At 69.1% G+C, this 11,656-nt stretch carries 13 protein-coding genes; 1 reads left to right on the top strand and 12 read right to left on the bottom strand.

Annotated features, from left to right (window positions below; genetic code table 11):
• Positions 1 to 22: 22 nt before the first annotated feature.
• The 3 genes from AC07PT_RS18680 to AC07PT_RS18670 are packed head-to-tail and all read right to left on the bottom strand — an operon-like array spanning position 23 to position 1,895.
• Positions 23 to 508: a MaoC family dehydratase gene (locus tag AC07PT_RS18680; protein WP_494657679.1), complete on the bottom strand. Its 486-nt coding sequence runs from the start codon at positions 506 to 508 to the stop codon at positions 23 to 25.
• Between the two features lie 27 nt (positions 509 to 535).
• A complete protein-coding gene (locus tag AC07PT_RS18675; protein ID WP_494657678.1) occupies positions 536 to 946 on the bottom strand; it encodes a VOC family protein in 411 nt (136 codons plus the stop codon).
• Between the two features lie 22 nt (positions 947 to 968).
• Entirely contained in the window at positions 969 to 1,895 is a 927-nt protein-coding gene (locus tag AC07PT_RS18670; RefSeq protein WP_494657677.1) for a ketopantoate reductase family protein, read from the bottom strand.
• 111 nt (positions 1,896 to 2,006) lie between these two features.
• Between AC07PT_RS18670 and AC07PT_RS18665 the strand changes: the two genes are divergently transcribed.
• Positions 2,007 to 2,981, top strand: coding sequence for a LysR family transcriptional regulator (locus tag AC07PT_RS18665; RefSeq protein ID WP_494657676.1), 975 nt, complete (start codon positions 2,007 to 2,009; stop codon positions 2,979 to 2,981).
• Here the strand turns inward: AC07PT_RS18665 and AC07PT_RS18660 are convergent.
• The 9 genes from AC07PT_RS18660 to AC07PT_RS18620 all read right to left on the bottom strand — a co-directional run bounded on the left by AC07PT_RS18660 (position 2,899) and on the right by AC07PT_RS18620 (position 11,652).
• Positions 2,899 to 3,822, bottom strand: coding sequence for an SMP-30/gluconolactonase/LRE family protein (locus AC07PT_RS18660; RefSeq protein ID WP_494657675.1), 924 nt, complete (start codon positions 3,820 to 3,822; stop codon positions 2,899 to 2,901). The two genes, AC07PT_RS18665 and AC07PT_RS18660, sit on opposite strands and share 83 nt — an antisense overlap.
• A gap of 12 nt (positions 3,823 to 3,834) precedes the next feature.
• Entirely contained in the window at positions 3,835 to 4,830 is a 996-nt protein-coding gene (locus AC07PT_RS18655; protein ID WP_494657674.1) for an amidohydrolase family protein, read from the bottom strand.
• A complete protein-coding gene (locus tag AC07PT_RS18650; RefSeq protein ID WP_494657673.1) occupies positions 4,823 to 5,797 on the bottom strand; it encodes a tripartite tricarboxylate transporter substrate-binding protein in 975 nt (324 codons plus the stop codon). Before AC07PT_RS18650 ends, AC07PT_RS18655 begins: the two co-directional genes overlap by 8 nt.
• Positions 5,794 to 6,795: a Bug family tripartite tricarboxylate transporter substrate binding protein gene (locus AC07PT_RS18645; RefSeq protein ID WP_494657672.1), complete on the bottom strand. Its 1,002-nt coding sequence runs from the start codon at positions 6,793 to 6,795 to the stop codon at positions 5,794 to 5,796. The genes AC07PT_RS18650 and AC07PT_RS18645 overlap by 4 nt, the downstream gene beginning before the upstream one ends.
• Positions 6,796 to 6,827: 32 nt before the next feature.
• Positions 6,828 to 7,811: a Bug family tripartite tricarboxylate transporter substrate binding protein gene (locus tag AC07PT_RS18640; RefSeq protein ID WP_494657671.1), complete on the bottom strand. Its 984-nt coding sequence runs from the start codon at positions 7,809 to 7,811 to the stop codon at positions 6,828 to 6,830.
• Positions 7,812 to 7,880: 69 nt separating this feature from the next.
• Positions 7,881 to 8,954 (bottom strand): cyclase family protein, encoded by a 1,074-nt coding sequence (locus tag AC07PT_RS18635; protein ID WP_492345817.1) that lies wholly within the window; start codon positions 8,952 to 8,954, stop codon positions 7,881 to 7,883.
• A gap of 15 nt (positions 8,955 to 8,969) precedes the next feature.
• Complete coding sequence (locus AC07PT_RS18630) at positions 8,970 to 9,902, bottom strand: NAD(P)-dependent oxidoreductase (RefSeq protein ID WP_494657670.1); 933 nt, start codon at positions 9,900 to 9,902, stop codon at positions 8,970 to 8,972.
• Positions 9,902 to 10,585: an RraA family protein gene (locus AC07PT_RS18625; protein ID WP_492345815.1), complete on the bottom strand. Its 684-nt coding sequence runs from the start codon at positions 10,583 to 10,585 to the stop codon at positions 9,902 to 9,904. The genes AC07PT_RS18630 and AC07PT_RS18625 overlap by 1 nt, the downstream gene beginning before the upstream one ends.
• Positions 10,586 to 10,644: 59 nt before the next feature.
• The gene (locus AC07PT_RS18620) at positions 10,645 to 11,652 is read right to left on the bottom strand and encodes a Bug family tripartite tricarboxylate transporter substrate binding protein (protein ID WP_494657669.1); all 1,008 of its coding nucleotides are present in this window, start codon (positions 11,650 to 11,652) and stop codon (positions 10,645 to 10,647) included.
• Between the last annotated feature and the right edge of the window lie 4 nt (positions 11,653 to 11,656).

Raw genomic sequence — 11,656 nt, 5'->3', positions numbered from 1 at the left:
TTTCGGTGTGGGGGCTGTCGGCTCAGAAACAGCCTGGGCGGCGCGGGATCATCAGGCGATGTTCGCCCTGCTGGACCACCTGGCCATGCTGGTTGATCAACTCCGAGGGCAGCACCACGATGCCCCAGCCGGGGCGGCTTTTGGAGGCGCGCAGGCCGCTCACGCTGAAGCGCACCTGCAGGCTGTCGTTGATCTTGATGGGCAGGAGAAAGTCCCAGGTCCAGCCCAGCGACATGCCGGGCAGAAAACGGTACTCGCTGCGTGTCTTGAGGCCATCGGCGATCGACAGGCCGAACAGCCCGTGGGCCACCCGGGTGCCGAAGGGCGTCGTCCTGGCGTAGTCCTCGTCGATGTGCACGGGCGTGTAGTCGCCCGTCAGTTCAGCGTAGGCGTTGATGCGCGCCTCGGTCACCGCGTAGCTCGGGCTGAGGCAGACATCGCCCTCGCGGGCATCGTCCCAGTATTTTTCGGGGGTCTCGAAGTGGATCGTGGGGGGGGTGAGTTTCATCGGCGGCTTTCTGGAGGGGTAGGCGCTTCAGGCCCGGGGCTTCACGGCCAGGGCCTGGGCCACGCTGCCGGGGGCGGCCTGGATCAACTCCAAGGCCAGGCCGTCGGGCAATTGCAGCCAGTTGCGGCCCTGGGGCAGGCGGGTCACGCCCCAGGGCTCGGCGGCGACCAAGGCGGCCTCCAGGTCATCGACCATCACGCCCAGGTGGGCCAACCAGCCGCTGTCGTTGCTTGGGGGCGCTTCAAAGCCGGGTGTGGCCATCAGTTGCAGGCCGCCCAGGGTCCAGTACTGGCGTGGATCCTCGGTGGGGCCGTCGATCTCGCGCACGTCCATGCCCAGCACCTCGTAGAAGAAACGGATGTGCCAGTGGATGTCTTTGACGCGCACGGCCACATGCTCGACATAGGCGCGGGTAGGGGGCTGAAATGGGGTGTTCATGGACTGGCTCAAGCGAAGGGTTTCAATGGGGCAGGGCGGCTTCGAGGCCCTTGATGCAGGCCACCAGGGTCTGGTTGACGGGTGTGGCCACGCCGTGGCGCTGGCCCCAGCGCAGCACGGCGCCGTTGATGAAGTCGATCTCGGTCACCGAGCCCTTCTCCAGGCTTTGCAGCATCGAGGTCTTGAAGTCGTCCGGCAGGCCGGCCGCCGCCTTGAGCCAGGCCGAGCGGGGTTCGGTGTGGCTCAGGCGCACGCCGGCGGCGGCGGCCACCTGCATGGCTTCCTGCACTGCGGCCACGGCGGTGGCCTCGACCTCGGGGATGCGGTACAGCGGCCCATAGGGCAATCGGGTGATGCTGCTGACGGCGCCGGTGGCCACATTGATCAGCAGCTTGTCCCACATCACGCCGAAGATGTTGTCGCTCACCGTGGTGAGCAGACCGGCACCGTTGAAGGCCTCGGCGATGGCCAGGGCGCGCGGGCTGATCCGGCCATCGAGTTCGCCGATCAGGGTCTCCTTGCCCGCCGTGCCGGCGATGATCTGGCCCGGGGCCAGCATCACCCCGCCCACATAGGTCTTGCCGGCCAACACGTGCTCCCGCCCCACGATGTCGGCCAGGATGTCCTCATGGCCCAGGCCGTTCTGCAGTGACAGCACCACGGTCTGCGGTCCCACCAGCGAGGTGGCCGCGGCCATGGCCTGGCGGGTGTGGAAGGATTTGACCAGCACGATCACCAGGTCCACGGGCGCCAGGCCTGCGGCGCTTGGCGCAGCCTTCACGCGCACGCTGGTTTCAACGTCGCCGCGGCGCATCCTCAGGCCGTGCTGCGCGATGGCGGCCACCTGGGCCGCGTTGCGGTTGATCAGCACCAGCTCATGGCCGGCCTCGGCCAGGGTGCCTCCGATGGCACAGCCCAGGGCGCCTGCGCCTAATACCGCAATCTTCAAAATCGTCTCCCGTGTTGGATGGGGGTGATTCTGGGCAGCAGGCCTGATTTGATCCAGGCAGTAGCCGCAATACACTTCATTGCGTTTGGCAATACACCTGTGAGCGATTTCATGAGCACCGATCTGCACCTGATCGACCCCCGGCACCTGGCTTTTCTGGATCGTCTGCACCGCAGCCGCAGCGTGACGCGGGCGGCCGAGCAACTGGGCCTGAGCCAGCCCACCGTCAGCGTCTGGCTGGCCCAGCTGCGTGAATCCCTGGGCGATCCGCTGTTCGTGCGCACCAGCGAGGGCATGCTGCCCACCCCTCGGGCCGAGGCCATGATGGACACGGTGCGCAGCGTGCTCGAAGGGCTGCGCCGCCTGAGTGAGCCCGCGGCCGCCTTCGAGCCTGCCCGCAGCGAGCGCGAGTTCCGCATCTTCATGACCGATGCCAGCCACATCACGCTGCTGCCGCGCCTGTTCACGCACGTGCATGCCCTGGCACCCGGCGTGCGGCTGGAGGCTGCGCCGATCCGACCCGGCCTGTTGCAGGCCATGGAAAACGGCGAGGCCGATCTGGCCCTGGGGCTGTTGCCTGAGCTGGAGACCGGCTTCTTCCAGCAGGCTTTGTTCGAGCAGGACTGGGTGTGTCTGGCCAATGCCCGCCACCCGCGCATCCAGGGGCGCTTGAGCCGGGCCACCTATGCCAAGGAGGCCCATGCCGGTGTGGTGGCCGGCACGGGGCAGATGTTGCTGGAGGACGCCCTGAAACGCGCCCGGGTGCAGCGTCAGGTGCGGCTCAAGGTGCCGGGCTTTCTGGGCCTGTCAACCATTCTGGCGACCACCGACCTGATCGGCACGCTGCCCAGGCAGATCGGCGAGACCCTGGCGCAGGGCAGCGGGCTGCAGGTGCTGGACTGCCCGATCCCGATCGCGAGCTTCACGGTCAAGCAGCACTGGCATGCGCGCTTTCACCACGACCCGGCCAACCGGTGGTTGCGGGGTGTGTGTGCGGCCTTGTTCATGCAGGCCGAGGGCCCTGCACCGGCTGGCCGGGCTCGCTCATCGGCGCCCACAGGATCTCGCCCGCGGTCGAGTCGGTGACGAACAGCGTGCGCCGGTCTGCCCCGCCAAAAGCCACATTGGTCAGCGAGTGGCCGGCAGGGCCGCGCAGCACCTCGGCCGGCTCGGCGCGGCCATTGAGCACCCACACATAGGCCAGGCCGGGGTTGGCCACGATCAGGCGGCCGGCCTCGTCCATGGCCAGGCCGTCGGGGCCGCTGGGCCCGTAGGAGGTAAAGAACTGCCCGGCCTTGGCCACCGAGCCATCGGCCAGCAGCGGCATGCGCCACACGCAGTTGCCGCGGGTGGCGGCCACGAACAGAAAGCGCTCGTCGGGTGACAGCACGATGCCATTCGGGCTGGGCACGTTGTTCAGCAGCAGGTCCAGCCGGCCTTCGGGCGAGAGTCGGTAGACCCGGCCCGTCGGGTCGTGCAGGCCGGTCTGGCCCTGGTCGGTGAAGTACAGATTGCCCAGCCGGTCAAAGCACAGGTCGTTCACGCCCTTGAAGCTTTCGGTGTTGCGCCTCGCCAGCAGCGGCCGCAGGCTGCCCCGGGTCACGTCCAGCACCATCAGGCCGTTCAGGTAGTCGGTGATCAGCAGCTCGGTCGGGCTCATGAACTTCATGCCGTTGGGCTCGCCGTCCCACTGGGCCACCAGCTCCCATTCGCCTTTCGGGTCGATGCGGAACACCCGACCGAAGGGGATGTCGGTGACATACAGGTTGCCCTGGGCATCGAACACCGGGCCTTCCAGAAACGAGTCGGCAGCGCGGCCGCCTTGGTTGGCATCGCCCCAGACGGTGCGCCTTGCCTGCCGGTACTTGCCCGGCAGGGCGCTGAAGGTGTCGAGGGTGCGGACCGTGGGCGGGTTCAGCAAAAACATGTCAGGGTGTCCTCAGAGGCTGGCAAAGCCGTACAGCACGGCGGGGTTGTCGACGAGGATGCGATGGCGCTGGGCGGCATCCGGGGCCCATTGTGCGATCAGGTTGAAGTAGGCCGCATCGTCGGGTTTGGCGTCGGCCTTCTTGGTCGGGTGGGGCCAGTCGCTGCCCCAGACCAGGCGCTCGGGGGCTTGGCGCAGCAGGGCCTGGGCCACGGTGCCGACATCGCTCAGATCGGCACGCTGGGCCGTGATGTAGGCCCCCGACAGCTTGAACCAGGTGCGCCCGCCGTCCAGCCAGCGCTGGTACAGCCGCCAGGCCGGGTGCTGCAGGCCGGCCGGCTGGGGCAACTGGCCCATGTGGTCGATCACCAGCGGGCAGGCCAGTTGGCTCAGGGCCATCTCGTGCGCCTGCAGCAGCGCGGCCGTGCCGTTGACCTGCAGGTGCCAGCCCCGTTCGGCCAGGCGCTTTGACAAGGGCACCATCATGTCGGCACTGACGCCGACCAGAAAGCTCAGGTTGAAGCGCACACCGCGCACGCCGGCCTCGTGCAGGGTCTGCAGCTCGGCCTCGCTGGCCTCGGTGCCCAGCACAGCCACGCCGCGGGCCTGGGGGCCGGCGGCGCGCAAGGTGTCGAGCAACAGGCGGTTGTCGGTGCCGTAGGTCGAAGGCTGCACGATCACATGGCGCTGCAGGCCCAGGCGGCGCTGCAGCAGGCGGTAATCGGCCAGGCTGGCGTCGGCCGGCAGCAAGGTGGCGCTGGGGTGGGCCGGGTAGCGTCGATCGTAGATGTGGTGGTGGCAGTCGCAAGCCCCGGCCGGCACCACGAAGTTCGGGGTGCCCTGACCCGCCGAATGCGGCACGTTCAGGGCCTCGGGCCGGGGCGCGCCCGGGCGGGCCGCTGTCTGAGCGCAGGCACTCAGCAGGGCCCCGGCGCCCAGGGTCAGCCATTGGCGGCGGGAGGTTGCGGCCGGTGTAGTGGTGGTCATGGTGGCGGTGGGCTCAGTCATCGTTGATCTTCAGCAGGCGGGCTAACTGGCTCCAGTGGTTGGTCTCGGCGGCGATTTGGCGGTCGAACTCATCGCCGCAGGCCAGCATCGGGTCCATGCCCAACTGCTGCAGCCGGTCGGCCCCGGCGCTCGAGGTGGCAAAGCGGCTGACCTCGGTCTGCAGCTTGTGCAGTACCGGCTCGGGGGTCTGGGCCGGGGCCAGCACGCCGTACCAGGCGTCGGCCCGATAGCCCCTGATGCCGGACTCCTCGAAGGTGGGCACCTGGGGCAGGGCGCCCACGCGTTGGGGGGCGGCCACCGCCAGGGCCAGCAGCTTGCCCGACTTGATCGAGGGCAGCACCGAACCCAGCGAGGCGAAGGAGGCCATCACCTGGCCCGCCATCACATCGGCGATGGCCGGTGCTGCGCCCTTGTAGGGCACGTGAGTGAGCTTCACGCCTGCCCGCTGGGCAAAGTCTTCGCCGGCAAAGTGAACCGAACTGCCCAGGCCGGGCGAGGCGTAGGTGATCGCGCCGGGCTGGCTTCTGGCCTTGGCCAGAAAGTCGGCCAGTCGGCTCAGACCGGCTTGAGGGCCCACCACCAGCACGGTGGGCGAGGCCCCGATGCGGCACACGGCTTTGAAGGATTTCACCGGGTCGAACTGGATCTGGCGGCTGTACAGCGCGCTGATCATGGTGTGGTTGGTCGCCGCCATCAGCAGGGTATGGCCGTCCTTGGCCTGGGCCACCGCCTGGGCGGCGATGATGGTGTTGGCGCCGGGCCGGTTGTCCACGATCACGGGCTGGCCCAGGGCCTTGCCCAGGGGGTCGGCCAGGGCTCGTGCCACGATGTCGGTGGGCCCGCCGGCGGTGAAGCCGACCAGCAGCCTGACCGGCTGGGTGGGCCAGGGGGCGGGGCTCTGGGCCTGGGCCGAGGCGGCGGCCAGCAGGCCGATGCCCAGCACGGTGGCGGTGCACAGGGCCTTCATTGCTTTTCAAAAGCGGTGTTGGCCACCACCTTGCCCCACGAATCGGTGCTTTCCTTCAGCATCTTGGCCATCTCAGTGCCGCCGATCTGGCGCGGCTCGGCGCCCATGTTGGCGGCAAAGGCCTGCAGGTCGGCGCTGGCCATGGCCCGGGCGATTTCGGCCTGCAGCTTTTGCAACACCGGTGCCGGGGTGCTCTTGGGGGCCCACAGGCCGGTCCAGTTGACCACGCCGCTCCAGCGCACGCCGGCCTCGGCAAACGTGGGGGCGTCGGGCAGGGCGGGCAGGCGTTTGTCACCGCTCACAGCCAGCACGCGCATCTTGCCCCCCTTGACATTGCCCATCACCCCGGCTGGTGAGGCGATCTGGAAGTCCACGGTGTTGGACAGCACCGCCTGGGTGGCTTCGCCCGCGCCCTTGAAGGGCACGTGCATGAAATTGACGCCCGCGGCAATGCCCAGGGCCTCGCTGGCAAAGTGGGGCGTGGTGCCGGGGCCACCGGTGCCATAGGTGATCTGGTTGGGCTCTTTGCGGGCCACTGCCAACAGCTCTTGCAGGCTGTGGAAGCGCGAACCGGCGTTGACGGCCAGGGCCATGGGCGCAAACACAAAGGCACTGACGGGCTGCAGGTCCTGCGCCGGGTCAAAGGGCAGCTTCTTGAAGATGTGGGGCAGCAGCGAGAAGGTGGTGTCGTTGGCCATCAGGGTGTAGCCGTCGCCCTCGGCCTTGGCCACCTGGGTGGCGCCGATGGTGCCGGTGCCGCCGGCCTTGTTCTCGATGTAGAAGCTCTGGCCGGTCTGCTCGGTGAGCTTCTGGGCGATTTTGCGCGTGACCACGTCCACGGCGCCGCCAGGGCCGTAGGGCACCACGATCTTCACGGGCTTGGCGGGCCAGGGGGTTTGGGCCCAGGCCTGGCAGGCGGTGCCGGCCAGCAAGGCGGTGCCGAGAGCCAGCGCGCTGCGACGGGCGATCGGGGAGGGCCGTTCAAAGTGTTCTTGCATGGTGTGTCTCTTTTGAAATCGGAAGGGGGAGCTCAGTTCAGGGTGATGCCCGCGGTGCGGATCACCTGGGCCCATTGCCGCGATTCGGCTTGCAGAAAACGGTTGAAATCAGCGTGGCTGCTGCCCACGGCCTGCGCGCCCTGGGCGGCGAGGCGTTGTTGCAGTTCGGGGCTGGCCATGGCGGCGCGCACTTCGGTCTCCAGGCGGGCCAGGATGTCGGGTGGGGTTTTGGCGGGTACCCACAGGCCATTCCATTCCTGGGCTACAAAGCCGGGGCTGCCGGATTCGGCCACCGTGGGCAGGGCCGGCAGGCTGGGCACGCGGGTACCGGCGGTCACGGCCAGGGCGCGCAGCTTGCCGCCCTTGACCAGGGGCCCGCTGGCGGACATGGCCGAGAACATCATGTCCACCTGGCCCGCCATCAGATCGTTCAGGGCCGGGGCACCGCCCCGGTAGGGGATGTGGGTGATGAACAGCTGCTGGCGCTGCTTGAACAGCTCGCCAGCGAGGTGCTGGGCACTGCCATTGCCGGCCGAGGCAAACGACAGGCTGCCCGGCTTGGCTCGGGCGGCCTGAATCAGCTCGTTCAGATTGCGCCAGGGCGCCTGGGTGGGCACCACCAACAACATGGGCACCTGCATCAGCAGTGAGACCGGCGCCAGGTCTTTCACAGGGTCAAACGGCAGGCTGGGCATCAGATGCGGGTTGACCGTGAAGCCGGTGGCGTCGAGCAGCAGGGTGTAGCCGTCGGCCGGCGCCTGGGCCACGGCGGCGGCGCCGATCGAGCCCCCGGCGCCAGGTCGGTTGTCGATGATGATGGGTGTCTTGAGGCGTTCGCCCAGCACCGTGGACAGGCCGCGTGCGGTCTGGTCGGCCGCGCCGCCGGCCGGGTAGGGCACGATCAGGCGGATGGGGCGTGTGGGCCAGTCGCTGTTGGCCGCGTGCGCAGGCGCGGCCGGGATCAGGCTGGCGAGGCCGGCGCCCAGCAGGGCGCGGCGGTGGTGATCGATGGGCATGGCTCTTGTCTCATTGTTTTGAATCGGGGCCGCGGGGGGCAGCGGGTTTACACCGGGGTCCGCACAGCGCTACACCGTCGCGATCGGGGTGGCTGGCGAGCCCACCGCCCCCGGCAGGCGCAGCGGCGGGGCCGTCAGCAGGAAGTGCTGCCGCCCGTGCTGGCGCAGCCAGGTGGCCAGCTCGGTGAAGTACCACAGCTCCCCCAGGTGGATGCCGTGCTTGAACAGGCAGTGCTCGTGCAGTGGCAGCCGGGGCTGGCGCAGCGGGCTGGGGCTGGTCAGCTTGGGCACCACCAGCTCCACCGCCGGGTTGTCGGCCAGCAGGCAAGCCAGGCGGCTGTCGGTGATCCAGTTCAGCAGGCGCTTGTCGTGCCCGTCCAGCCCGCTGCCGCTGGCGTGCAGGCGGTCCAGATCGGGCTGGCGGTTCATGGCCAGCAGGGTGTCGGCAAAGCCGGTGTGCAGGCACACCATGTCGCCGGCGTCGATCTCGATGCGGTCGGCCTCCAGCAGGCGCATCAGGGGGTCGTAGCCCACGGCGCGGCGTTCGCGACCCAGGTGGTGCGCGAGGTCGATCATCACACCCCGGCCCTGCACGCCGTGTTCGGCCAGGCGTTCGATGCCCAGCGCGGCGGCCTCGGGCGCCGGGTAGCGCGCCCAGTCGGCCACGGCCTGCGGGTCTTCAACACCTGGGCGGATGTCGGTGCCGGCGCGAAAGCCGTTGTAGAACACGGCCTCGGCTACGCCGTCGCCATCGGCATCGAAGCGGCTGCCCACATGGGCCAGGCTGTCCCACTGGGTGCTGTACTGCAGGCTCATCAGCAGCACGTCATCATTCACCACGTCGGTCAGGTCGGGGTCTTCACCCTGGTAGGACCAGCAAAAGCCCTGCTGCCCTTGGCTTTGGCCATCGCGCAGCACGCTGTAGCGGCGTGGCGGCATGCGGCGCGGGTTCATGCGCTGGCCGCCGGGCACGTCCAGCGGCAGCGACAGGCAGAAGGTGCGGCCCACCTTCACCTCGGCCACCCCTTGCAAGACCTTGCGCGCGTCCACCAGGTTCATGCGGCCGCGCTGGTCGTCGGGGCCGAACTCGCCCCAGCTGCTGTCCGGCGGGGCCTGCTTCCATCGGCGGGGGCTTGGGTTCATGGCGGGCCTCCGGGCTCAGGCGGCCTGAGTGCTGGCCTGCAGCACGGCCAAGGTGTTGCGGGCGGCGGCCACCCCCATGTTGATGTAGGCGTCGCTGGTCACCCCGCCGATGTGCGGGCTCAGCGTGAAGCCAGGCTGGCCGTGGAAGGGGTGGGGCGCCGTCATCGGCTCGACGGCAAAGCTGTCCAGCCCGGCCGAGGCCACCTGGCCCGACTGCACAGCGGCCAGCAGAGCCGGCTCGTCGATCAGGCCGCCGCGGGCCGTGTTCACCACCAGTACGCCGCGCTTGCAGCGTGCCAGGGTGTCGGCATTGAGCAGGTGGCGGTTCTCGGGTGTCAGAGGGCAGTGCAGAGAGATCACATCCGACTCGGCCCACAGGGTGTCCAGGGTGACCGGGGTGATGTCGTCAGGCAGGTCGCGAGCGAAGGGGTCGAAGCCGATGACACGCATGTCCATCGCCAGGCACATGCGGGCAAAGCGGCGCCCGATGGCCCCCAGGCCCACCAGGCCGACGGTACGGCCACCCAGCTCCAGGCTCTTGTGCGTGGCCTTGTCCCAGTGGCCAGCGTGCATGCGCTGGTTCAGGGTGACCACCGATTTGGCGCCGGCCAGCATCAGGGTCAGGGCCTGTTCGGCCACGGCGGCGGCATTGGCGCCCACGGCGGCGGTCACGGCAATGCCGCGTTCGGCCGCGGCAGCCTTGTCGATGGTGTCGGTGCCGCTGCCATGCTTGGAGATCACTTGGAGGGCCGGGGCCGCGTCCATGACGGCGGCGTTCACCCCGCTGTAGCGCACGATGATGCCCACCGGGTTGTGCTGGCGCGCCAATGCCTCGATGTCAGACAGTTGCGGGGTCTTGCCGGCGTAGACAATGTCGAAGTCGGTCAACAGGGCCAGGGCGGCCGGGGCGAGATCGGCGGCGGTGATGAGGATGACGGGGCGGCTCATCACAGCACCTCGCCTTCCTTGAGCACGCCGGCGGTCACCAGGGCGCTGGTCAGCCACTTGGCGGCGGTGTCGCCGGTCTTGATGGCGGCGATGCGCTTGGCCTCGGCCTGCACCTTGTGGGCGGCCAGCGGCAGCAGGGCTGGCAGTTGTTCGCGCTCGACCACCACCACGCCGTCTGCATCGCCAATGACCAGGTCGCCGGGGCACACGGTCACGCCGCCGCAGGAGATCGGGTGGCCGATGCGGCCCCCGTTGTTCTTGGTGGGGCCGTTGGGGTTGGTGCCCACCGAGAACACCGGGTAGTCCATCTCGTCGATCTCCAGGCTGTCGCGCACCGCGCCGTCCAGGATCACGCCGGCCAGGCCCAACTGGCGGGCGGCGGTCATCATGATGGTGCCCATCAGGGCTGAGGTCTGGTCGCCCTTGCCATCCACCACCAGCACATCGCCGGGCTTGGCCAGCGACAGGGCGGCGTGGATCATCAGGTTGTCACCGGGGCGCACTTCCACGGTGAAGGCCGGCCCGGCCACCTTCATGCGCGGGCGCAGGGCCTGGATGCGGCCATGCAGGGCGCCGCGGCGGCCCGCGATGTCCGAGAAGATGGCCGGCTGGTACTGGCTGGCCTGGGCCACGTCCTCGGGGCTGACGCGGGGAAAGTCTTTGACGATGTCGGGGGTGCTCATGGTGGTTCCTTGGCGGTGTTGTCGGGGGGGGTGAAAACAGAAACGGAATGGGGTCGGGCTCAGTCGATGCGCGCGTCGGCCTCTTGCACGATGCGGCCCCAGCGCACCAGATCGGCCTTGAGCAAGGCCGCGAAGTCGGCCTGGCTGCCGCTGAGCACTTCGCCGCCTTCGCCCATCAGCCGGTTGCGCACCGTGGGCGATTGCAGGGCCTCGTTGATGGCGCTGTTCAGGGTGTTCAGCACAGGCGCGGGGGTGGCTGCCGGGGCCATGAAGCCGAACCAGGTGTTGGCCTCGAAGCCCTTGACGCCGGATTCGGCCACGGTGGGCACCTGGGGCAGTTGGGGCGAACGCTTGTCCGAGGTCACGGCGAGCGCTCTCATGCGCCCGCCCTTGAGGTGGCTGATGGCGGTGGGGATGGACGACACGTACAGGTCCATCTGCCCGCCCATCAGATCGGTCAGGGCTTGGGCCGAGCCCTTGTAGGGCACGTGCTGCAGGCGCACCCGGGCGGTTTTCTGCAGTTGCTCCATGGCCAGGTGCGCCACCGTGCCGTTGCCCGGCGTGCCGAACACCAGGGCCCCCGGGGTCTGGCGGGCGGCCGCCAGCACTTCGGCCAGGCTTTTGTACTTGGACTGGTTGGGCACCACGATGACCAAGGGGGCTGTGGCGGCCAGGGCCACCGGCTTCAGGTCCTTGACCGGGTCATAGGGCAGCTTGGCGTAGAGCGCCGGGTTGATGGCCAGGTTGCTGGTCTGGCCCAGCACCAGGGTGTAGCCGTCGGGCGCGGCCTTGGCCGCCGCGTCTACGCCCAGGTTGCCGCCGGCGCCGGGCTTGTTGTCGACCACCACGGTCCAGTGGCGGCTTTCGGTCAGTTGCTGGCCGATGGCTCGGGCAATGATGTCGGTGCCGCCGCCGGCCGGAAACGGTACCACCAGCCGGATCGGTTTGCTGGGGTAGGCCTCGGCGGCATGGGCCGGGGCAGTCACCAGGATCACGGCGCCCAACAGGGCGGCGCCCAGCCAGGGGCGGCGGGTGGCCTGATGCAGGCCTTGCAGGTTCACGTTCATGTTG

Source organism: Curvibacter sp. GW821-FHT09D12 (genome assembly GCF_059416245.1).
This window is presented reverse-complemented; position numbering and strand designations above follow the sequence as displayed.

Bases quoted from the DNA above. Each gene is read 5' to 3' on its own strand.
- AC07PT_RS18665 (WP_494657676.1), top strand. From the start codon at position 2,007: ATGAGCACCGATCTGCACCTGATCGACCCCCGGCACCTGGCTTTTCTG.
- AC07PT_RS18675 (WP_494657678.1), bottom strand. From the start codon at position 946: ATGAACACCCCATTTCAGCCCCCTACCCGCGCCTATGTCGAGCATGTG.
- AC07PT_RS18655 (WP_494657674.1), bottom strand. From the start codon at position 4,830: ATGACTGAGCCCACCGCCACCATGACCACCACTACACCGGCCGCAACC.
- AC07PT_RS18625 (WP_492345815.1), bottom strand. From the start codon at position 10,585: ATGAGCACCCCCGACATCGTCAAAGACTTTCCCCGCGTCAGCCCCGAG.
- AC07PT_RS18645 (WP_494657672.1), bottom strand. From the start codon at position 6,795: ATGCAAGAACACTTTGAACGGCCCTCCCCGATCGCCCGTCGCAGCGCG.
- AC07PT_RS18630 (WP_494657670.1), bottom strand. From the start codon at position 9,902: ATGAGCCGCCCCGTCATCCTCATCACCGCCGCCGATCTCGCCCCGGCC.
- AC07PT_RS18635 (WP_492345817.1), bottom strand. From the start codon at position 8,954: ATGAACCCAAGCCCCCGCCGATGGAAGCAGGCCCCGCCGGACAGCAGC.
- AC07PT_RS18640 (WP_494657671.1), bottom strand. From the start codon at position 7,811: ATGCCCATCGATCACCACCGCCGCGCCCTGCTGGGCGCCGGCCTCGCC.
- AC07PT_RS18620 (WP_494657669.1), bottom strand. From the start codon at position 11,652: ATGAACGTGAACCTGCAAGGCCTGCATCAGGCCACCCGCCGCCCCTGG.
- AC07PT_RS18650 (WP_494657673.1), bottom strand. From the start codon at position 5,797: ATGAAGGCCCTGTGCACCGCCACCGTGCTGGGCATCGGCCTGCTGGCC.
- AC07PT_RS18660 (WP_494657675.1), bottom strand. From the start codon at position 3,822: ATGTTTTTGCTGAACCCGCCCACGGTCCGCACCCTCGACACCTTCAGC.
- AC07PT_RS18680 (WP_494657679.1), bottom strand. From the start codon at position 508: ATGAAACTCACCCCCCCCACGATCCACTTCGAGACCCCCGAAAAATAC.